The organism is Streptomyces sp. NPDC029138 (genome assembly GCF_055564375.1).
This window is the reverse complement of the sequence record NZ_JBVHWM010000064.1, coordinates 1-20,122: the sequence shown is the minus strand read 5'-3', so window position 1 is coordinate 20,122 and position 20,122 is coordinate 1. Positions and strand designations below refer to the sequence as shown.

19 protein-coding genes are annotated in these 20,122 nt (G+C 73.1%); 5 read left to right on the top strand and 14 right to left on the bottom strand.

Features of this window, described 5'->3' with window-relative positions; genetic code table 11:
* Positions 1 to 93: 93 nt before the first annotated feature.
* The 3 genes from ACZ4WH_RS34645 to ACZ4WH_RS34635 are packed head-to-tail and all read left to right on the top strand — an operon-like array spanning position 94 to position 1,742.
* Positions 94 to 1,020 carry a VOC family protein gene (locus ACZ4WH_RS34645; protein WP_468188304.1) on the top strand — a complete coding sequence of 309 codons (927 nt, stop codon included), beginning with the start codon at positions 94 to 96 and terminating at the stop codon, positions 1,018 to 1,020.
* 11 nt (positions 1,021 to 1,031) lie between these two features.
* Positions 1,032 to 1,481, top strand: coding sequence for a DUF5709 domain-containing protein (locus ACZ4WH_RS34640; RefSeq protein WP_468188366.1), 450 nt, complete (start codon positions 1,032 to 1,034; stop codon positions 1,479 to 1,481).
* A 33-nt stretch (positions 1,482 to 1,514) separates the two neighbouring features.
* Entirely contained in the window at positions 1,515 to 1,742 is a 228-nt protein-coding gene (locus ACZ4WH_RS34635) for a hypothetical protein (RefSeq protein ID WP_468188303.1), read from the top strand.
* A gap of 54 nt (positions 1,743 to 1,796) precedes the next feature.
* Here ACZ4WH_RS34635 and ACZ4WH_RS34630 read toward each other — a convergent pair whose 3' ends face one another.
* From ACZ4WH_RS34630 to ACZ4WH_RS34565, 14 genes are all read right to left on the bottom strand, one after another.
* Positions 1,797 to 2,612, bottom strand: coding sequence for a carbohydrate ABC transporter permease (locus ACZ4WH_RS34630; RefSeq protein ID WP_468188301.1), 816 nt, complete (start codon positions 2,610 to 2,612; stop codon positions 1,797 to 1,799).
* Between the two features lie 10 nt (positions 2,613 to 2,622).
* A complete protein-coding gene (locus ACZ4WH_RS34625) occupies positions 2,623 to 3,567 on the bottom strand; it encodes a carbohydrate ABC transporter permease (RefSeq protein WP_468188300.1) in 945 nt (314 codons plus the stop codon).
* A complete protein-coding gene (locus ACZ4WH_RS34620) occupies positions 3,539 to 4,789 on the bottom strand; it encodes a sugar ABC transporter substrate-binding protein (RefSeq protein ID WP_468188298.1) in 1,251 nt (416 codons plus the stop codon). Before ACZ4WH_RS34620 ends, ACZ4WH_RS34625 begins: the two co-directional genes overlap by 29 nt.
* Positions 4,790 to 4,932: 143 nt before the next feature.
* Positions 4,933 to 5,712 carry an alpha/beta hydrolase gene (locus tag ACZ4WH_RS34615; RefSeq protein ID WP_468188296.1) on the bottom strand — a complete coding sequence of 260 codons (780 nt, stop codon included), beginning with the start codon at positions 5,710 to 5,712 and terminating at the stop codon, positions 4,933 to 4,935.
* Between the two features lie 47 nt (positions 5,713 to 5,759).
* On the bottom strand, positions 5,760 to 8,507 hold the full coding sequence (locus ACZ4WH_RS34610; protein WP_468188295.1) for an ATP-binding protein: 2,748 nt from the start codon (positions 8,505 to 8,507) through the stop codon (positions 5,760 to 5,762).
* 104 nt (positions 8,508 to 8,611) lie between these two features.
* Positions 8,612 to 8,920, bottom strand: a complete 309-nt coding sequence (locus tag ACZ4WH_RS34605) for a helix-turn-helix transcriptional regulator (RefSeq protein WP_468188293.1) — start codon at positions 8,918 to 8,920, stop codon at positions 8,612 to 8,614.
* Positions 8,803 to 9,546, bottom strand: coding sequence for an AraC-like ligand-binding domain-containing protein (locus tag ACZ4WH_RS34600; protein ID WP_468188364.1), 744 nt, complete (start codon positions 9,544 to 9,546; stop codon positions 8,803 to 8,805). The genes ACZ4WH_RS34605 and ACZ4WH_RS34600 overlap by 118 nt, the downstream gene beginning before the upstream one ends.
* A gap of 194 nt (positions 9,547 to 9,740) precedes the next feature.
* Positions 9,741 to 10,592, bottom strand: coding sequence for an NmrA/HSCARG family protein (locus ACZ4WH_RS34595; RefSeq protein WP_468188291.1), 852 nt, complete (start codon positions 10,590 to 10,592; stop codon positions 9,741 to 9,743).
* Between the two features lie 93 nt (positions 10,593 to 10,685).
* On the bottom strand, positions 10,686 to 12,653 hold the full coding sequence (locus tag ACZ4WH_RS34590; RefSeq protein WP_468188289.1) for an ATP-binding cassette domain-containing protein: 1,968 nt from the start codon (positions 12,651 to 12,653) through the stop codon (positions 10,686 to 10,688).
* A complete protein-coding gene (locus tag ACZ4WH_RS34585; protein ID WP_468188287.1) occupies positions 12,650 to 14,380 on the bottom strand; it encodes an ATP-binding cassette domain-containing protein in 1,731 nt (576 codons plus the stop codon). Before ACZ4WH_RS34585 ends, ACZ4WH_RS34590 begins: the two co-directional genes overlap by 4 nt.
* Complete coding sequence (locus ACZ4WH_RS34580; RefSeq protein ID WP_468188285.1) at positions 14,377 to 15,633, bottom strand: cytochrome d ubiquinol oxidase subunit II; 1,257 nt, start codon at positions 15,631 to 15,633, stop codon at positions 14,377 to 14,379. The genes ACZ4WH_RS34585 and ACZ4WH_RS34580 overlap by 4 nt, the downstream gene beginning before the upstream one ends.
* Positions 15,626 to 16,993, bottom strand: coding sequence for a cytochrome ubiquinol oxidase subunit I (locus tag ACZ4WH_RS34575; RefSeq protein ID WP_468188283.1), 1,368 nt, complete (start codon positions 16,991 to 16,993; stop codon positions 15,626 to 15,628). The genes ACZ4WH_RS34580 and ACZ4WH_RS34575 overlap by 8 nt, the downstream gene beginning before the upstream one ends.
* 129 nt (positions 16,994 to 17,122) lie before the next feature.
* The gene (locus tag ACZ4WH_RS34570) at positions 17,123 to 17,698 is read right to left on the bottom strand and encodes a Dps family protein (RefSeq protein ID WP_030640487.1); all 576 of its coding nucleotides are present in this window, start codon (positions 17,696 to 17,698) and stop codon (positions 17,123 to 17,125) included.
* A 125-nt stretch (positions 17,699 to 17,823) separates the two neighbouring features.
* Positions 17,824 to 18,267, bottom strand: coding sequence for an SsgA family sporulation/cell division regulator (locus ACZ4WH_RS34565; RefSeq protein WP_468188281.1), 444 nt, complete (start codon positions 18,265 to 18,267; stop codon positions 17,824 to 17,826).
* A gap of 267 nt (positions 18,268 to 18,534) precedes the next feature.
* Here ACZ4WH_RS34565 and ACZ4WH_RS34560 point away from each other — a divergent pair, with 267 nt between their 5' ends.
* A complete protein-coding gene (locus ACZ4WH_RS34560; RefSeq protein WP_468188279.1) occupies positions 18,535 to 19,524 on the top strand; it encodes a pirin family protein in 990 nt (329 codons plus the stop codon).
* A 20-nt stretch (positions 19,525 to 19,544) separates the two neighbouring features.
* Complete coding sequence (locus tag ACZ4WH_RS34555) at positions 19,545 to 19,883, top strand: GNAT family N-acetyltransferase (protein ID WP_467412252.1); 339 nt, start codon at positions 19,545 to 19,547, stop codon at positions 19,881 to 19,883.
* The last annotated feature ends 239 nt before the right edge of the window (positions 19,884 to 20,122 follow it).

Below are 20,122 nucleotides of genomic sequence, written 5' to 3'. Positions count from 1 at the left end.
TGACAGGCAACACCCGGGGCGCTGTCAGGATCACCGCCCCCGCGCCGGGTCCCTACCTTTGCGGTGCACAGGGTCCGACCGAAGGGGACGGGAATGAAGCGCAAGGCGACGGCATGGGTGCTGCCCGCGTTACTGGTGGCGTTCAGCGTGGTGGGCTCCGGGGCTCCGTCCTTGGCGCAGAACGAGAGCCGGGCGGCGGCCACGTCGACCACCGCGGTCGGTCCGCAGTACGACACCACGCACGTCTACGTCACCCCCGGCTCCACGGACGCGTTCGTCGCCAGTTGGGAGGCGACCTTCGGCGGGACCCACACGGCCAAGGTCCTCACGACCGTCACCCCGACGCCCAGCACGACCGAGTCCGAGCTGGTCTTCTCGCCGGTCGGCACCCTGTCCGTCTTCGACTTCAAGACGCCCGTCCCCTATCCGTTCGGCACCGAACGGACGGGCTGGCTCATGACCGACTTCGACACGGGTGTCCGCCTGGCCCGCAAGAGCGGGGCACAGGTCGTCGTCGCGCCCTTCGACGACCCCGTCGGGCGGGACGCGGTCGTCCAGTTCCCGGGCGGGATCAACGCCCAGCTGTACTGGCACACCAAGGTTCCGTCGTACGCGCCCCTGGAGTCGGTGCCGGACAACCGTGTCTATCTGACGCCGGACTCGGTGGACGCCTTCCTCCGCTCCTACCTGCGGTTCACCGGCGGCCGGATCGTCTCCGACCAGCGGGCGGCGGACGGCGGTGACCTCGGCCGGCCCGGCGAGACCTACCGCCGTATCGCCCTCCGGTCCCCGTTCGGCAACACGGTCGTCAGCGTCACCGACGGGCACCTTCCCCACCCGTTCGGCCGGGAGACCACCGGCTACGCGGTGAAGGACCTCACGGCGACGCTGCGCAAGGCCGAGGCGGCGGGCGCGAAGGTGCTGGCGGAACCGTACGCTGCGAGCGGCCGGTCCTCCGCGATGGTGGAGTTCCCCGGTGGTTATGTGGCCGAACTGCATGAAGGAGGGGAGCGCGGGTGACCGACGCGACGATGGGCGACGAGGTGTACCAGCCGGACGGATCGGAGGTGCAGGACGACGCCGGCCTGCTGGACGCGTCCGACACGCTGGACTACCGGAGCGGCGAGGAGGCCCTGGACGAGGGTTACTCACCCCCGGAGCGGCCCTGGGGCGTGGAGCACAGCGGCGTCACGGCGGCGGAGCGGTGGCGGGGGGAGAGCCTGGACGAGCGTCTCGCCGAGGAAGTGCCGGACCTCGGTGTCCCGGAGGGCGACGGCATCGGCGACACCTGGGGCACGGACGGTGAACTCATCGACGACGAGGTCGGCGACGAGCGCGCCGGACGGCTCGTCGCGCCGGACGAGGGCAGCCATGAGAACACCGAGTCCGACCTGTTCGCCTCCGACCGCGGACTGGACGGCGCCGGGGCCTCGGCGGAGGAGGCCGCGATGCATGTGATCCCCGAGTCCGAGAGTTACTGACGCCCACCGCGGCCCGATACGGAGGACCACCGAATGAGCACTGCTGAACCGGGGCCGGACCACAGCCACCACCTGCGGCACCTCAGGGAGCGGATGGCCGAGCATCACCGTCGTGCTGAGGCCGGGCGTGCGCAGTCCGCGCTGGAGGACGCGATCGACGGGGCGGCCTTCGACCTGGCGGCCGACATCGCCCACCCCACCGCCGGTGGGCCGGAGCCCGGCTACGACGTCGACACGGACCTCGGCGTCGACCGGCGGTAGCGGCATCCCGCACCTGACCACTCCCGGCCGGTCTCACTTCGAGGCCGGCCGGCGTCACTTGAGGGCTCCGCCGGTGATCCCGGCGGCCACATGGCGCTGGGCGACCACGAGCAGCGCCGCCGCCGGGACGGACGCCAGGACGGCGGTGGCCATGATGGCGTTCCACTGGTTCGTGTGGGCGCCGACGTACTCGTAGATGCCGACGGTGACCGGCCGCACCGAGTCCGTGGTGTTCAGGGTGAGCGCGAAGAGGAAGTCGCTCCAGGCGAACAGGAAGGTGAAGAGGCCGGCGGTGATCAGCGCGTTGCGGCTCACCGGGAGCACCACGGACCACAGGACGCGGAGCCGGCCGGCGCCGTCCACGCGGGCGGCCTCGATGATCTCCCGGGGGATGCTCCGCATGAACGCGCGCAGGACGAGGATCGCGAAGGGCACGCCCGTGGTGGAGTCGGCGAGGATCAGCCCGCCGTAGGAGTTCAGGAGTCCCAGGTCGGTGTAGGCGCCGTACAGCGCGTTGGCCACGACGATGCCCGGCACCGTCTGGGTGACCAGGATGCCGAACAGCACGACCGTCGTTCCCCGCAGGCGGAACCGCGCCAGCGCGTAGGCCGCCGGTACGGCGAGTCCGAGGCTCAGCACCACACTGCCGAGGGCCACGACGAGGCTGGTGACCAGATGGCGTCCCTGATCGCGCAGGGCGGTGGCGTAGCCGCCGAAGTCCGGGTGGAGCGGGAACCAGCCTGCCCGCAGGACGTTGCCCGCCGGTTGCAGGGAGGCGTTCACCATCCAGTACACCGGGAACAGCATCAGCGCGAGCAGGACGATGCCCACGACCGTTGACAGCCGGCCCCGTGCGGGTCTGCGCTTCACAGAAGGCCCCTCAGGGGTTCCGGGCGCGCCGGCGGGCGCGCAGGTGGACGAGGGCGAAGGCGAGCGAGACGAGGACGAGTACGTTGCCCATCGCGGCGCCGCGCCCGAACTCGAACTGCTGGAAGGACAGTTCGTACGACCGGGTGGCCAGGGTCTGTGTCGCGCCGGCCGGTCCGCCGCCCGTCACCACGAGGATGACGTCGAGCACCTTCACCGTGTAGACGACGCCCAGCACCAGCACCACTGCGGCCACGGGCCGCAGCAGCGGCCAGGTGACATGCCGGAACGACGCGATACGGCCGGCGCCGTCCAGCTCCGCCGCCTCGTACAGCTGGGACGGGATGTCCTGGAGGCCGCCGTACAGGATCGCGGTGTTGAAGGGGATGCCCACCCAGATGTTGACCAGGATCACCGACACGAGGGCCTGGGAGGTGCCGGTCAGCCAGGGGATGCCCGAGGACAGCAGGTGCAGGTCGCGCAGCGCCTGATTGACGACTCCGCCGTCCGTGTCGAGCATCCACCTCCACGTCGTCCCGGAGACGACCAGGGGCAGCAGCCACGGCAGCAGCAGGAGCGACCGCAGCAGGCCGCCGAGCGGGAACTTCCGCTGGAAGAACAGGGCGAGGGCCAGCCCGAGCACGAACTGTCCGACGATGGAACCGACCGTGAACAGGACCGTGGTCAGCAGGGCCTGCCAGAACACGTCCGTCGACAGGATCTTCGTGTAGTTCCGCAGGCCCACGAAGGGCGCGGCACCGGTGTAGAACGTCGTCGCCGAGTACTGCTGGAAGCTCATCACGACGTTCTTGACGATCGGGTAGCCGAAGAACAGCAGCAGGTGGACCAGGGCGGGCAGCAGGTACAGCCACCGGGAGACCCGCGCCCACAGCCGGGCCCGGGTCACCGCCCGGGCCTCCGGGGACCGGTCAGGAATCGGTCGCGATCCGCTGCGCATGCCTGAGCGCTTCCTCCGGCGTCTGCGCACCCGTCAGCGCGGCCTGTACGGCGGTGTAGATCCCGGTCGCCGCTTGCGGCCACCTGACGCCGAGCTTGCCGGTACGCGCCCGGGCCCGCTCCACGCTCTGGACGAAGGCGGCCATCGACGGGACCTGCTCGGCATACCGGGACGCCACCGAGGAGCGGGAGGGCACGGTGTGGTACTGCTCGGCCAGGGCCAGCATGTGCGAGGAGTCGTTCAGGCAGGCGAGGACGCGGGCGGCCTTCCGCTGCCGGGCCTCGGAGGAGTTCTGCGGGACCGTCCACACCTCACCGCCGAGCGGGGTGACCAGGGTCTGACCCGGCCGGCGGACGGGGAGGGGGGCCACACCCCAGTGCAGGTTCTCGGTCTTGTTCATCTCCGATATCCGCCAGGGGCCGTTGACCATCATGGCCGTCCTGCCGGCGACGAACTGGTCGTGGACATCGGCCTGCGTCCAGTTCAGCACCGACTTCGACATGGACCCGCTCCTGACCAGGTCCACCCAGAGCTGGAGGGCCTGCGCGGCCTGCGGGGTGTCCAGCCGGGTCTCGTCCCCGCCGTTGGACCACAGGAAGGGCATGAACTGCCAGGTGCCCTCGAAGGTGGCGTTGGCGTCCACCGCCATGCCGTAGCGGCCCGGGCGGGTCAGCTCGGCCGCGGCCGTCTTCAGCTCGTCCCAGGTCTTCGGGACGGCGACACCGGCCTCGGCGAGCATGTCCTTGTTGTAGAAGAGGGCGACCGTGCTGACCGTGGGCGCCAGCCCGTACACCTTGCCCTGGTACGTGCCCGCCGAGCGGATGCCCTCGGTGTAGCCGCCGGCGTCGATGCCGTACCGGTCCAGCGGGGTCAGCGCGCCGGTCCGCGCGATCTGCTGGAGGTCGGGGTTGTCGAGCATCAGCAGATCGGGCAGGGTCCGCGACGAAGCCTGCCGCAGCACCTGCGGGACGAGCGACGCCCCCGGCACGCTCCTGTGCTCGACGGTGACACCGGCGGCCTTGCCGCAGGCGGTGAGCCGCTCGCCCCATTGGGCGTGCTCGGTCGCGTCGGTGTAGTAGTCGAGGGCGGTGATGGAGGTCACCTTGCCGTCGGCGGATCCGGAGCCGGTTCCTCCACCGCACCCGGCGGCGGCCAGTACGAGGGCGACGGTTCCGGAGAGGGCGATGATCCGCCGCGCCGACGGTCTGGCCGCTGCGTTCATGGGGTGGTGCCTTCCCGAGCGATGTCTGGAGTTTCGGACTGTCGACCCGGGGGTTGGGCGAGGTGACCCAAACCGGCCTGTTCCGGTCCGAGCAGGGATGCTACCGGAAACAAACGATCGGAAGAGCAGCACATTTCCAGAAGTCAGTACCGGTACCCGTGATCACCGCACCGGTCCGCGGCTTCCCGGATCATCGCCGCCACGTCGTCGGGCCGTGACAGGACCACGGCGTGCGAACCGTCCACGACGTGTTCGGTGGCCGCCATGCGCTGGGCCATGAAGCGCTGAGCGGTCGGGTTGAGCATCCGGTCGGCGGCGGCGATGGCGTACCAGGACCGCTTGCGGGCCCACGCGGGCGGACCCGATCTCGCCGTCAGCGCGCTCCGCGCGATCGGACGCTGCGTCACGGACAGCACGCCGCCGACGCGGGGTGACAGATCGGAGGCGTACACGTCGAGGAAGCGGTCGCGGTGGATGTACAGCTCGCTGTCCGGATCCGCGGGAGACCGCGCGGGGATACCGGCGGCGACGGTCGGATCCGCCCCCGGCATGGGGGAGAAGCGGCTCGTGACGTCGAGGAGGCACTCGCCGGCGTCCAGCCCGAACCCCGCGACGTAGCACAGCGCCACGACGTCGTCGGTGTCGGCCTCGGTGATGACCGCGCCACCGTAGCCGTGGCCGGCCAGCACGACCGGGGTGCCGATCTGGCGCACCACGCTCCTGATGTAGGCGGCGTCGTGCGCCAGGCCGCGCAGCGGGTTCGCCGGGGCATGCGCCCTCAGCCCGGCCGCGTGCAGACGCCGGATGACCCCCGCCCACGACGAGGCGTCGGTGAACGCCCCGTGCACGAGCAGGACGGTCGGTGGTAAGGGCGTGCGTCCGGACACGTCGGCGACCTCCGGGTGGGTGGGGTTCCCAGCCAAGCCCATCCAGGTCACGCCGGCATCGCGCGAACGTACCAGGAGGCCGCTCACTCGTCGGGCCAGGCCATGACCAGGTTGGCCAGCTGCACCCGGGAGTTGACCGACAGCTTGCGGAAGGCGGACGTCAGATGCGTGTTGACGGTGTGCGGGGAGACGACCAGCACCTCCGCCGCCGTACGGTTGGTGTGCCCCTCGGCGACCAGCCGCGCGACCTTCTTCTCCGACGCCGTGAGGGCCTCCCAGCCCTGGACGGGGCGCTGCCCGCCCGCCCCCCGGCCGCGGCCCGCCCCCGCACGCCGCAGATCGCGCTGGACGTGGGCCGCGGCGGCGTGCGCGCCCGACGCGGCGAACACGGCCTGGGCCTCGGTCAGGGCGGCCACCGCCGCGGGCCGCCGGCCCGACGCCAGCAGCGCCCGTCCGAGGTCGGCGGAGGCCGCGGCCCGGACCAGCGGACGCGGGCTTTCCTTGAGCAGTTCGACGGACCGTTCCAGCAGGACCGGGTCGTCGCGCAGCAGCCCCCGGGCGCGCGCCGCGACACCCGTGGCGGTCGGAACCGCCGGGTTGCGCGCGGCGTGGGCCTCGGCCTGCGCGGCGAGATCCTCGGCGAGTTCCCGGTCCGCGCCGCGCAGGGCCATGCGGACCGCGGCGCCGACCCATGTGCGCAACAGCCGCCAGCGCAGGAAGGGCCCCTCCCGCTGCACCTCCCGGATCCTGTCGACGGCGATTTTCGCGTCCCCGTCCGCCTCGGCATGAACCGCCTCCAGGAAGCGCACCGCGGCCCTGTTGCCCGGGTTCGGCTTGACCGACAGCCGCTCCCGCGCCTCCGCCAGATGCTGCCGCGCCGCCTCCCGGTCGCCGCGCAGCAGCGCGATCCGGGAGCGGATCACCCGGCCGTTCACCTGCTGGACGTGCGCCTGTACGTCGTCCTCCAGGCGCTCCATCGTCACGAGGTCGGCCTCGGCGTCGTCCAGCCGGCCCAGCCCCAGATGCTGCTGTCCCTGCGCCCACAACAGCATCGCCTCACGGATACCGCCGGCGTCGTCAGCCGCCTTCGCCAGCAGCCGCTCGCTCATGACGAAGTCGTCCATGTGCTGGTACGCGACGATCTCCTCGGGGAAGAAGGCGGGGTCGACGGCGCTCAGCGCCGTGAAGCGTTCCAGCGCGAGGGCGTTCTCCCCCGCGTTCAGCGCGATCTCCCCGAGCGCGAACAGGGCCTGGACATGGGCCTCCCGGTCGCCGATCGCCACGGCGGCACGCAGCGCGTCCTCGCCGGCCTCCCGCGCCGGTACCAGGTCGTGCGCCCGGGACAGCGCCAGCGCGCGCAGGGCGGCCAGCCGCGCCCCCACCTCCGGGGCCGCGCCGCCCACCGTGAGGGCCGCCTCGGTCCGGCGGCGCAGCTCCTCGGCGAGGTCCAGATTCCACAGCGTGCCCCCGAGGGCGGCCTGGAGCCGGGCGAACGTCTCCATGGACGGCCGGCCGGCCAGCAGCCGGTCGCCGGTCGCGAGCGCCTCCCGGTCCCGGCCGGCCCGGGTCAGGGACACGACCGCCTGCTCACCCACGGCGAACCACAACGGCCGTGCCACCGGAACCAGTTCCAGCGCGCGCGTCACCAGGTCGGCCGCGAGGCCCGGCGTGACCGGCAGCACGTCGGCGGCGGCGCGCCTCAGCAACGCCACCGCCTCCTCGTCCCCGGGCTGGGCGCCCCTGAGGATGTGCGACACCACGTCGATCGGCTGGTGTCCCCCGGCGACGAGCCGGCCCGCCGCCTCCCGGTGCAGCGCCTTCCGGGCCGAGGGCGGGATGTCCACGTACACCGCCTGGCGCAGCAGGTCGTGCCGGAAGACGAGCTGGTCGCCGTCGTCGTCCAGAAGCCCCGCGCGCACCGCCTCCTCCAGCGCCGGGAGCAACGCGACGGAGGGGCGGCCGCAGAGCGCGGCGGCGTCGTGGAAGCCGAAACGGCGTCCCAGCACCGCTCCCATCTGAAGGAAACGCAGCGTGTCCGGGTGCAGGGAGCTGAGTCTGCCCCGGACGCCCACCACCAGCCCCGGGGGCACGGGCTCACCGGCGGCGTCGGCGGTCCGCAGTCCCGCGAGCATCTCGACGGCCAGAAACGGGTTCCCGCCCGCTCCGGCGAGCAGCTCGCGTACCCGCTCGTCGACGGCGGCCCCCAGGGTGTCACCGGCCAGCCGGCCGATGGCCGCGCCGGACAGCGGGCCCAAGGACACGGTCCGCACCGGGAGTTCGTCCCGCACGGCCGCGACGATCTCCTCCGCCGGCCCTCCGCCGCCCTGCCGCACGGTCAGCAGCCACAGCACGGGCGAGGTCCGCAGGCGGCTCGGCAACTGCTTGAGAGCGAACCGGCTCAGCGGGTCGGCCCACTGCGCGTCGTCCAGCGCGATCAGCATCGGTGCGCCGCCGGCTCGCTCCTCGATCACCTCCGCCAGGCGCTCCACCAGCCAGATCCGCTGATCGTGCCGGCGTGCGAGATCGACCAGCACGTCGCCGGACAACAACGGCCGGTCGCCGTGCAGGACGCACGTCGCCAACGACGACAGCGGCACGAGGTGGTGCAGCTCGTCGGCCTTGCCGAGACCGACGTTGAATCCCGCCGCCTCGGCCCTGGCGACGGCTTCGGTGAGGAGCGTGGTCTTGCCGATGCCCGGTTCCCCGCGGATCACGGCGAGTGCGCCGCCGCCGGTTCGGGCCACCGCGTCGATGAGCGTCCGCAGCTCCTCGACCTCGGCCTCCCGGCCGCGCAGACCGCGGCGCGACAGCGGTCCGCCTGACGCCGCCACCTAGGCCCTCCCTGTCCGCACCCGCCGGTCACAGGCCGGCGCCCCCCACTATGGCAAAAACGGCAGCTCGGCGCATATGTGGAAGCGGTGATGAGTGACCCAGCTCATGCCGGCGCGGCCGGTCCGACCGAAAGCGAAGCGGGGCCCTGGGCCGTCCGGCCCCAAAACAGCGGAGACCGCTCACGCAGGGCGGAGTGCCGCCACTGGGCGGGGGAGACCCCGTAGGCGGCCCGGAACACCCGGCTGAAGTGGGAGGCGCTGGTGAACCCCCAGCGGTGCGCCACCGCGGCGACGGTCAGGTCCGCCGACCCCCGGCGGGCCAGGTCGCGGCGGCACTGCTCCAGCCGGCGCTGCTGGATCCACCGGCTGACGGTGATGTCCTCCAGTTCGAACAGCTTGTGCAGACAGCGCACGGAGATGTGGTGTGCCCGGGCGATGGAGTCCGGCGGCAGATCCGGACGCGCGAGGTGCCGGTCGATGTATGCCCGGATCCGCACCAACGACGTCCGGGCGCCGCTCGCCGAGTCGTCGGCCCCCCGCCGAGCCGCTCCTCGGCCAGGGTCCGCACCAGGTCCACCACATTGCGGGCGATCAGCTCGCCCGTCCGCTGCGGATACGCCGCCGCGGTGTCCACCAGCCGGGACAGGAGCGGCGTCAGCAGGCCGCCGACCGCCGAGTCCGAGCCGAGAGGGGACGCCGTGATCTGCCGCAGTTCCGACTCGCTCAGCCCCAGGACCTCCCGGGGCAGCACGAGGGACTTCGTCCGGAAGCGCTCGGGGAGCGTCAGCCGGACGGGCCGCGCCATGTCGTGGACGAAGAGCTGCCCCGGCCGTAGGCAGGCCTCACGGTCGTCCTGCTCGATGCGGGCGACGCCGCTGCTCAGCAGCTTCACCACCACGTAGTCGTCGTTGTCGCTCCCCGCGATGAGCCGCTGGGTGCGCCGAGCCCGCAGCGGATCGCCGTCCACCGTGACGGCCTGCACCGGGCCCAGCGGCGACGCACGGACCGCGCCGCAGTCGACCTCGTCGGGAACCCCCATGTCCACGGCGCCGAACGCCTGGGACAGGGCCTCGCGCCAGTACGCCCGTCGTCGGCGCGGGGTGTCGATGGGTCCGACGCCACGATCTCCGCCCTTCGGCCGGTGCGCTTTCGAAAACGCAGTGAATGCGTGGGACCATGGTGTGGGTCGGGGACGGAGCGGTTCCGCCGGGGATCGTTGTCAGGACGGCCGGTTCAGCGGGCGCCCGCCCAGGTGCGCCGGGCCCAGTCCGCGAAGCGGGTCCAGGGGATCTGTGGGTGGGCGGCGTGCAGTGCGGGGATGTCGACGCGATAGCCGGGTCCGTTCAGGAACGCCCACATCGCGTGCATGTCCGGATTTCCGATCGCCGCCAGCGGAACCTGCTCGTGCCGCACCTCGCGCCCGAGCGCCGCACCGAGCGCGGTCGCCATCTGCGCGGGAGTGGGCTCGTCACCGGCCAGCTCGATGCGCTGTCCGGTGTAGGGAGCGGGGTCGAGCAGCACCTCCGCCGCGAACGCGCCGAGGTCGGGACGGGCCAGCTGCTGCAACGGCCGCTCGGGCGGCAGCGGCAGATCGAGTACGCCGTCCAGGATGCGCTCCGCACCGCCCAGCGCGTTGTCGAAGAAGTAGGTCGGCCCCAGGATCGTGTACGGCACGTCGCCGGCGGTCAGCTCGGCCTCGATGCGCGCCTTGCTCTGGAAATGCGGCACCCCGCTGTCCTGGTCGGCCCCGGCCACGGAGCTGAACACGAGATGCGGAACGCGTTTCTCCGTCGCGGCGGCGAGGATGGCCCGCCCCTGGTCCACCTCCGCGTCGACTCCGGCCTCGAAGGGAGTGGTGAACGCGAAGACACCCGCCACCCCGCTCATCGCCGCCGCCAGCGACTCACGGTCGCTCAGCGATCCCGCCACCACCTCGACGCCCCGCTCGGCCAGTTCCCGGGCGGATCTCCGGCCCGGGTCACGCACCAGCGCGCGGACCCGGGCCCGGCGGCCCAGCAGCGCGTCGGTCACTGCCCCGCCCTGCCCGCCGGTCGCCGCGAGCACCAGAACCGGTTGGTCGGTCATCGAAGATCTCCCTCTCTCGTATGCGGTGACGAAGCGTCGGCCGGAGTGAGCCGGCCCTCCGGCAACCTTCCCTCCCGGATGCCGTACCCGGCGTCACGGCGCGCGGGAAGCCGTGGCGGTACGCGACGACGCCACGGCGGCGAGGTCGTCCCCGAGGCGGACGACCTCGGTCGGTGCCCGGTCAAGCAGGTCGACGTCCTGGTCCTGGAGCGCGATCACCAGCGAGGTGTCGGGCAGCGCCCGGGGCAGCGCGGCCAGCACGGCCCGGGCGGTGGGGCGGTCCAGACCGGCGACGGGTTCGTCCAGGAGCAGGACCGGAGGACGTCTCAGTACGGCCCGCGCGAGGGCGAGGCGCCTGCGCTGCCCCTGGGACAGCAGGCGCCCGCCGGGGCCCACGGAGGCGTCGAGCGGCAGGACCGACAGGCCGACCACGTCCAGTGCGGCCCGTAGGGCGGCGGTGCCGGCCGAGGGCGCCGCCTGCCGCAGATTGGCGGCCACCGTGTCGTCGGCCAGCCAGTCGTCGGCCTCCACGAGGGTGACGGTCTCGGCGACGGCCCCGGCCGACAGCTCGTGCACCGGGGTGCCGTCGAGCAGGACCGTGCCGGCGGGCACCGGGAGCCGCCCGGCGAGCAGGCCGAGCAGCGTCGACTTCCCGCTGCCGTTGGGACCGGTGATCAGCGTCAGGCCAGGACCCGACAGGGTCGTGGTGAGGGTCGCGGACGAACCGAGCAGCGGGAGACCGGACGCTTCCAGACAGCGGGCGGCCGACCGCCGCCGGTCCATGGGCTGGTCCACGGGCTGCTCCAGCCGGTCCACGGGCCGGTCCATGGGCTGGTCCACGGGCCGGTCCAGGGGCTGCGCCATGGGCCGCTTCGCAGGTCGCTCGTCGCCCGCGAGCGGTGCGAGGCGTGCGGCGGCGTCACCGGCCCGGGCCAGGTGTTGCAACAACCGAGGCAGTCGCTCCAGCAGTTCCCATCCGGCGGCCAGCAGCAGGACCTCGCCCACCACCACCGCGACCGGCTGGGCCGGGGCCGTGCGCAGGGCGATGACCAGCACCGCCGCCTGGCCCACGGCGGCCAGGAGACGTAGCGTCAGCCGGCCCAGCCGTTCGGCCCGGGCGGCGGCCCACTCGGCCGACTCGACGGCTGTCACGGCGGTCGTCGCCACCCGGCGTGCCTGGGGAACGGCGTCCAGGCAGCGCAGTTCGTTGAAGGCGGCCCGGTTGCCGAGCAGCACGGTACGCAGTGCCGCCCTGGCCTCGGCGGCGCCGGCCAGCTGGGCCCGCGCCCGCCGGTGGGCGCGCCGCGCGCACCAGAGGCCGGCCGCCCAGACGACCAGTTCGGCCAGCCCGAGCCGGGGCATCGCCGCCAGCAGCAGGATCTCCACCAGGCACCCGGTGGTGACCGCCGCCACCAGCGGCGCGCAGACGTTCGCGGGCAGGCCCGCCACGGTCTCCACGTCGGTGGTGAGCCGGGCGAGCAGCGTCCCGTCGCGCTGGGCGCGCAGCTCACGCGCGGTGAGCCGGGCGGCACCCCGGGCCAGCCGGGCGCGCAGGGCCACCTGGGCGGACAGCAGAGCCCGGTGGCTGACCAGGCGTTCCTGGTACCGCAGACCGGTACGGCCCAGGGCCAGCGCTCGCACGGCACCGGACGGATACATCCATGACCAGGTCGTGTTGGCCTGGAGCGTCACCACGGCGCAGGTCGTCAGGAACCACCCGGAGACACCCAGCAGCGCGGCACCGGCGAGTTCTCCGGCGGTGGCCAGCAGCATGCCGGTGACCAGAGCCCGGCGCGGCACGGCCGTCCGCAGCAGCCGCCAGGCGGAGTCCGGCCTCATCGGGAGCAGTGGCCTGGCGGAGTCCGGTCTCGCGGGGAGCAGTCGCCAGGCGCGGTCCGGCTTCATCGGGAGCAGTGGCCTGGCGGAGTCCGGTCTCGCGGGGAGCAGTCGCCAGGCGCGGTCCGGCTTCATCGGGAGCAGTCGCCCGGCGCGGTCCCGCCGCGTCACGAGCAGTTGCCCGGCGCCGTCCCGCCTCAGCGGGCTCTTCCGTGGTCGCCTCATCGGGCTCTCCCATGGTCGAGCGTGATCACCTGGTCGGCGAGGGCCAGCAGGGCGGGGCTGTGGGTGGCGAGCAGGACCGTCCGGTCGCGGGTCAGGGTGCGCAGGGCGGACATGACGCGCCGCTCCGCCTCGGGGTCGAGGTGGGCGGTGGGCTCGTCCAGGCACAGCAGGGGAGCGTCCCGCAGCAACGCGCGGGCGAGGGCGAGTCGCTGCGACTGCCCGGAGGACAGGCCGGTGCCGCGCTCGCCCACCGGTGTGTCCAGCCCCTGGGGCAGTACGGCCAGGAGATCGGTGAAGCCGAGCGAGGCGAGGGCGTCCAGCAGGTCGTGGTCGCTCGCGGTGGGCCGGGCCATCAGCAGGTTCTCGCGGACGGTGCCGGGCAGCAGGTGTGCCGGCTGGCCCACCCAGGCGACCCGGCCGGGCTCGGCGGGGACGGGCCGCCCGTCGTACACGTGGAGCGCGCGTCCGCTGTGCGGTGCGTACAGCCCGGCCGCCACGGCCAGCAGGGTGGACTTGCCCGCCCCGCTGGGACCGGTGACGGCCAGGCACCTCCCGGGCGCCAGGTGCACGCTCACCCCGTCCAACGCCGGGGTGGTGCGGGCGGGGTGACGGACCGTCACGGAGTCCAGGCGCACCCCCGGTGGCGCCGCCGCCGACCGCGCTGGTGGTCCGGCCGGTGTTGCCGTCTCGTCGTGCGCGTCCAGGAGCGGGGCCAGCAGCCCGGCGGCGGCGGTCGCCCGGGCCCGGGCGTGGTAGCCGGCGGCCAGGTCGCGGGCGGGCGCGAAGTAGGCGGGCACCAGGACCAGGACGAACAGCGCGGCCGACAGGCTCATGTAGTCCGGTACGAGGGGTAGCCGCAGGTAGTCCAGGAGGGCCAGTCCGCAGTAGGTGGCCACCACGGCGAGGGTGCCGGTGATGAGCAGTTCGACCCAGGCGGTCGACAGGAAGGCGATTCGCAGCACCTTCTCGGTGCGGCCGGCGACCTCCCGGTCGGAGCGGGCCAGCGCCCCGGCCGCCTCGTCGTGCGCGCCGAGCCCGACCAGGGTGGGCAGCCCGCGCAGATGGTCCAGCAGCCGTGCCCGGTGGGTGCGGATGGCCGACAGCTGGGCGCGTACGGCGGTCTGCGTGCCCAGGCCGATGACCTTCAGGTTGGCCGGCAGCAGCGGCGTCGCGGCCAGCACGAGCAGGGCGACGAACCAGCTGCGCCAGGCGATGGCGGCCATGGTGAGGCCGCTGCCGAGCAGCATGGTGGTCCGCGCGGGCACGTACTCGGTGAGCCAGTCGCTCAGCTCGTCGACCTCGCCGTCGACCGCCTCGGCCGGCGCCGTGTCCTCCACGTCGGTCCGGGCCGGGCCGTGGATGGGCAGCGCCGCCGCGATGAGTCGGGCGCGCAGGGCCTCACGCACGGCGCGGGCACCCCGGGCGGCGGCGGCCTCGCCCGCGGACAGCAGTACGGCCCGCAGGGCGACCCCGGCCGCCGTCACCAGGGCGGGCGCCAGTACGGCGGACGCGGGCGCGCCGTGCAGCGCGTCCAGTCCGGGCTGGGCCGCCCAGGCCAGACCGCCCGCCCAGACGACGGTGCCCGCCTGGGCCGCGCCGCGCAGGAGTCCCGCGCGGCGCAGCTCCGGCCGGCCGACGCAGGCCCATTCCCGCAGCCGTTCGGCCACCGGGGTGCCCGTGCGGTCGGTGGCCAGTTCGTCCAGCAGCACGGTGGTCGCGGTGCTCACGGGGTGCGCTCCGCCTCCGCGTCGAAACAGCCGGCCCGCAGGTCACGGCGGTCCCCGGCGATCCACGCGGCCAGCGCCGCGCCGGCCAGCGCGGTGACGCCGAGCGGGCCGATCCACTCGGCCACCCCGCCGAACACGTCCTGCGACAGGGCCGTCGCCAGGATGCCGAGCACCACCAGCAGGGTCCGGCGCAGGACAGTCCGCGCGGTGCTGGAGGGCGCGGGAGGGGCCACCGGCGTGCGCGGCACGGCCCGCAGCGGCGGAAGGACCTGCTCCACCGGCTCGGTGTACTTGCCCCGGAAGCTGCGCCACGCGTACACGTTGTAGGCCAGGACGAACGGCATGCACAGTCCCACGCCCAGCACCAGGAAGAGCTGGGAGGAGTGCGGACTCGCCACCTGGTGGACCGTCGAGGCGGGCGGGACGACGACCGGGGCGGTGAGCGCCACCAGGGCCGACAGACCCGCGGCCGTCAGGGTGGCCACGGCGGCGAACGGCCGCCAGTCCGGGGCCCGGCCGAAGCCGGACCAGGCGACGGCACCGGCCCCGACGGCCACCGCGACCGCGAGCCAGAACGGCACGGCCCGCAGCGGCTCGTCCAGCTGAAGGTGCTGCGGGTCGGCACCCGGCAGCAGCAGGCCGAGCACGACCGCCAGCGCCGCCGTGGCCGCGAGCAGCGCCCGCCCGGTGCGGCGGGTCCGCGACCGGGACCAGCCCTCGGTCTTGTCCTGCAACCAGGCGGCCCCGGCCAGCAGATAGACGACGACCAGACCGAGCGCGCACAGCAGGCTGTAGGGGCTGAGCCAGTCGAAGGTCCCGCCCGTGAAGCGTCCGCCCGCCTGCCGGGGGCCGGTGAGCACGGCGCCGAGCACGAGGCCCTGGCAGACGGCCGCCGTGAGCGACGCCCCGCCGAACAGGAGCGCCCAGCCGCGCCGGTAGCCGCCGGCCGCGCTGTGCATCTCGAGGCCGAGCCCGCGCAGGATGACGGCGATCAGCATGCCGACGAGCGGCAGGTAGACGGCGGGCAGTACGACGGCGTAGGCGCCCGGCAGACCGGCCCACAGGACGACACCGGCGAGGATGATCCAGCTCTCGTTGGCGTCCCAGGCGGTCGCGACGATCTCGCCGTACTCCCTTCGGCGTTCGGGCCCGGCGGCCAGGCTGAGCATGCCCACCCCGAGGTCGTAGCCGTCGAGGACGACGTACATGCCGAGCGAGAAGAGGGCGAGGGCGTAGGCGGCGTACTCAAGCAACGAGGGCCTCCGGGACGTCGGGCGCGGCGGGTCCGGTGGGCAGTGGCTCGGGGCCGGCCTTGACCGTACGGACGATGTAGCGGGCCCAGATGGCCAGCAGGGTGAGGTAGAGCAGCACGAAACCGGCCAGGGTGGCGCCGACTTCGAGGGTGCTGAGGTGGGAGACCGCGTCGGCGGTGCGCAACTGGCCGTAGACGACCCAGGGTTGGCGGCCGGTCTCGGCGACGATCCAGCCGCCGGTGATGGCGATGATCCCGGCCGGGGTCATCCACACCATCCAGCGCAGGAAGCGGGGTGAGTCGAACAGGCGCCGCCGCAGGCGCAGGACCACACCGGCGAAGGCCGTGGCGAACATGAGCAGCGCGGCGAAGTACATGGCGCGGAAGCCGTAGAACGTCGTCCACATGTTGGGGCGTTCGTCGGGCGGGGTCTGGAGCAGTCCGGGCGTGTTCGTCTTCCCGCTGAGGTCCTGGGCGATGACCGAGCCGAGGTAGGGGACCTCGACGTGCAGCCGGTTCTCGCCCTGCTCGGGGTCGGGGACGACGAGGAGGTTGTAGCCGTTGTTGTCGCTCTTCCAGTTGCCCTCGAACGCCTCCAGCTTGGGCAGTTGGTGCCGGCCCATGAAGACCGCCGTGCCGTCTCCCACGTACAGCTGGATCGGCATCAGCACCCCGAGCACCCCGAGGGCGACGGACAGGCACCGGCGCGCCATGGGCTGTGCGGACACGCGGTTCCTGACCAGGTACCAGGCGGAGATGCCGCCGACGAACCAGGCGGCGCTGATCAGCACGGCCAGCAGCATGTGCGGGAAGCGGTGGGCGAAGGCGGGGTTGAGCAGCACCCGGGCCCAGTCCTCGGCGTGGAACTGGCCGTCCACCTTCCGGTAGCCGACCGGGTCCTGCATCCAGCTGTTCGCCGACAGGATCCAGGTGGTGGACAGCAGCGTGCCGAAGGCGACCATCCAGCAGGCCAGGGCCATGGTGCGGGGGCGGATCCGCCCGTCGCCGTAGAGCATCAGGCCGATGAAGCCGGCCTCCAGGAAGAAGGCCGTGATCACTTCCATCCCGATGGTGACCCCGATGACCGGCCCGACCGCGTGGGCGTACGTCCCCCAGTTGAGGCCGAACTCGAACGTCATCACGGTGCCCGCGACGACCCCGAGGCCGAAGCCGACGGCGAAGATCTTCTTCCAGAACCGGAAGATCTGAAGGTAGAGCGGGTTTCCCGTGCGGACGTACACCGTGTAGACGACGGCGAGGAGCACGGACAGCCCGACGGTGAGCGCGGGGAAGGTCATATGGAAGACCGCGGTGATCGCGAACTGCCAGCGGGACAGCTCGACGACGGCAGGCGAGGCCATGGGTTCTCCGGGGAGCGGTGCTGACGGGGGTGTGGGGCGGGCGGGGGCGCGCGGACGCGCGCAGCGGGATCGCGGTCACGCGCTGACGGACGCCCCCGCCCGTTCCGCCGTGGGCGGTCCCCGCCGGAATCAGGAGCGGACGAGCGGGGTGTCCACCAGGTGTTCAGCCAGGAACCAGGCCTGGAGTTCGCCGGTCCGTATGATCTGCGACACCAGCAGGTCGTTGGTGCCGTCGTCACCCAGCTCGGCGGTGCGGGCGGCCGCGTCGTGGGCCTCGGTCAGGATGGTCTCGTGGGCCTCCAGCAGCCGCGAGAGCATCGCCGGGACCTCCTCCACACCGTCCGGCGGGCGCGGGATCGACGTGATCTCGGCGACGTGCCGGGGATCGCCCACCGCGACGCCGCCCAGGGTCTGGACGCGCTCGGCGAGGGTGTCGACCAGTTCCAGCTGCTCGCCGGCGTGCTTGTCCAGGAGCAGGTGCAGCTGGTAGAAGGTCGCGCCCCGCATGATCCAGTGGTGCTTCTTGTAGAGGCCGTAGAGGATCTGGGTGTCGGCCAGCACCTTGTTCAGGCGCTGGCAGGAGTACATGCGCGCCTCGTAGGACAGGGCGATGGGGAACTGCTTGACGGTTCCGAACTCCTGGATGACCGCGCCCTTCTGGTGCAGCCAGGGCTGGCTGCTCGGGGGCTGGGTGCCGGTGGTCATGACGTGCCTCCTGCGGATGTCGTGTTTGCGTACGCGGTCGACGCTAGGTGCCGGACCGGGAGGCGCGTTGCCCGGGAGCGCACGCGTTGGTGCTCGTCAGTGCACCGGGCGTCACGCCGGGCGGGTCACTCGCTGCCGGCCGTGAGCTGTTCCACGACACGGTCCAGGTCGATGTGCCGGTGCTCGGTGCCCGGCGGCACCAGCACCTCGGTGCGGTGCAGGAAGGCAGTGACGGAGGCGCTCGCCAGCTCCAGGAGGGCCGCACCGGCACGGGTCCTGAGCAGGACGCGGATCGAGTCCGGCCGGCCCTGGCGCCGCGGGAACACCACCACGTCCCCGGACCCGCTGGGCCGGCGCAGCCCCTGGGCGAGGAGCGACCGGGCGAAGACCCACTCGACACAGAGCGTGGAGGGGGCGCCCAGGGACAGGCGGACGGCGTAGGGGTCCGCCGCGGAGTACCGGAGTTCGGCCGGGACCGGTATCGGCAGTTCGTCGGCCACGGTGACGCGGACGCTGGTCTTGCATACGATCGGGTCCTCGTCCCCGGCCCCGGCAGGATCGTTTCTCATGCCGTCCCCCTGTCTGCGACGGTTCGGTGCGTCGGCCCGCGCTGTGACGGGCCATGGTGCTGATGACCGTACGGCGGGTCCGGGGGAGTGGCTTGCCGACGAGTGCACGGGTTGTTGCCCGAAGAAGAAGCGCTCCGGCAGTCCGCCTGTGCGCCTGGCCTCCGGCCGGTACGCCTGGCACTGGGGCTCTGTCCGCCTGGCCTCCGGCCGGTTCGGCCGGATGGTGGTTGAATGTAGAACAATTACTGGGTGGAGAGGTGGTCCCCGATGAGCAATGTCGAGACGGAGCCCGTCGAAGTGCGCTGCGGCGCCGAGGCGGACGGCGAGCCGCCGGCCGGGACGCCACGGGTCGACGTACTGACCCCGCGCGACGTACCCCTGGGCGGCCCGCGCGCGATGACCGTGCGGCGCACGCTGCCGCAGCGCGCCCGGACCCTGATCGGCGCCTGGTGCTTCGCCGACCACTACGGCCCCGACGACGTCGCCGAGACCGGCGGCATGGACGTCGCCCCGCACCCCCACACCGGGCTCCAGACCGTGAGCTGGCTCTTCAGCGGGGAGATCGAGCACCGGGACAGCCTGGGCAGCCACGCCCTCGTACGGCCCGGCGAGCTGAACCTCATGACCGGCGGGTACGGCATCAGCCACTCCGAGGTCTCCACGCCGCGCACCACCGTCCTGCACGGCGTCCAGCTGTGGGTGGCGCTGCCGGAGGAGCACCGCGCGACCGCCCGGGACTTCCGGCACCACGTCCCCGAGCCCGTACGGACCGACGGCGCCGAGATCCGGGTATTCCTCGGCTCCCTCGCCGGCGTCGACTCCCCGGTGCCGACCTTCACGCCCCTGCTCGGTGCCGAGATCGTCCTCGGGCCGCACGCGGCCGTCACGCTCGCCGTGGACCCCGGCTTCGAGCACGGTCTCCTGGTCGACCAGGGCGCCGTCCGCCTCGCCGACGTCCTCCTGAAACCCGCCGAGCTGGGCTACGTCCACCCGGGCCCCGGCACGCTGACCCTGACCAACGAGTCGGACGACATCGCGCGGACGGTCCTCCTCGGCGGAACACCCTTCGAGGAGGAGATCGTCATGTGGTGGAATTTCATCGGCCGGAGCCACGAGGATATTGTCAGGGCGCGCGAGGACTGGCAGAACTCCTCCGATCGCTTCGGCGCCGTCGAAGGATATCCGGGAGACCGTCTTCCCGCCCCCGTCCTGCCGAATGCCACCATCACTCCGCGCAGGAATCCGCCGCGTCACTGACGCCATTCGAAAGGCACCCCATGAGCCAGCCTTCCGCCGCCCCGGTCGTCGAGCGTGTGGACGCCAGGAATCGCTACGAAATACTCGTCGACGGCAAGCGCGCCGGGCTGACCGCCTACCGCGACCGCGACGCGCAGCGCGTCTTCTACCACACCGAGATCGACGACGCCTTCGCCGGACAGGGCCTGGCCTCCCGGCTCGTCCAGGAGGCGCTCACCGACGTGCGGGAGTCCGGGAAGCGGATCGTGCCCGTCTGCCCGTACGTGGCCAAGTTCCTCAAGCGGCACGAGGAGTTCGCCGACCTGGTCGACCCGGTGACGCCCGACGTCCTGCGGTGGCTCGAGACAGAACTGGGCTGACCGGTCACGCACCGGCCGCCGGCCGTCCGGACCCGGCGGCCGGCTGTGCGCGCAGCGCACCGCCTCTGATCCCACAGCGCACACTGCCTGTGTCTCCCTCGCCCCGCAGCCGCCATAGCGGTTAGTGTCCGAGCAGTCGAATTCCACCGGCGTGGGGGGGGGGGGGGGGGGGGGGGGGGGGGGGGGGGGGGGGGGGGGGGGGGGGGGGGGGGGGGGGGGGGGGGGGGGGGGGGGGGGGG

Excerpts from the sequence above, each read along its gene's own strand:
- ACZ4WH_RS34565 (WP_468188281.1), bottom strand. The coding sequence starts at position 18,267 with ATGAGAAACGATCCTGCCGGGGCCGGGGACGAGGACCCGATCGTATGC.
- ACZ4WH_RS34595 (WP_468188291.1), bottom strand. The coding sequence starts at position 10,592 with ATGACCGACCAACCGGTTCTGGTGCTCGCGGCGACCGGCGGGCAGGGC.
- ACZ4WH_RS34575 (WP_468188283.1), bottom strand. The coding sequence starts at position 16,993 with ATGGCCTCGCCTGCCGTCGTCGAGCTGTCCCGCTGGCAGTTCGCGATC.
- ACZ4WH_RS34625 (WP_468188300.1), bottom strand. The coding sequence starts at position 3,567 with ATGCGCAGCGGATCGCGACCGATTCCTGACCGGTCCCCGGAGGCCCGG.
- ACZ4WH_RS34640 (WP_468188366.1), top strand. The coding sequence starts at position 1,032 with ATGGGCGACGAGGTGTACCAGCCGGACGGATCGGAGGTGCAGGACGAC.
- ACZ4WH_RS34590 (WP_468188289.1), bottom strand. The coding sequence starts at position 12,653 with ATGAGGCGACCACGGAAGAGCCCGCTGAGGCGGGACGGCGCCGGGCAA.
- ACZ4WH_RS34620 (WP_468188298.1), bottom strand. The coding sequence starts at position 4,789 with ATGAACGCAGCGGCCAGACCGTCGGCGCGGCGGATCATCGCCCTCTCC.
- ACZ4WH_RS34635 (WP_468188303.1), top strand. The coding sequence starts at position 1,515 with ATGAGCACTGCTGAACCGGGGCCGGACCACAGCCACCACCTGCGGCAC.
- ACZ4WH_RS34570 (WP_030640487.1), bottom strand. The coding sequence starts at position 17,698 with ATGACCACCGGCACCCAGCCCCCGAGCAGCCAGCCCTGGCTGCACCAG.
- ACZ4WH_RS34645 (WP_468188304.1), top strand. The coding sequence starts at position 94 with ATGAAGCGCAAGGCGACGGCATGGGTGCTGCCCGCGTTACTGGTGGCG.
- ACZ4WH_RS34600 (WP_468188364.1), bottom strand. The coding sequence starts at position 9,546 with ATGGGGGTTCCCGACGAGGTCGACTGCGGCGCGGTCCGTGCGTCGCCG.
- ACZ4WH_RS34560 (WP_468188279.1), top strand. The coding sequence starts at position 18,535 with ATGAGCAATGTCGAGACGGAGCCCGTCGAAGTGCGCTGCGGCGCCGAG.
- ACZ4WH_RS34555 (WP_467412252.1), top strand. The coding sequence starts at position 19,545 with ATGAGCCAGCCTTCCGCCGCCCCGGTCGTCGAGCGTGTGGACGCCAGG.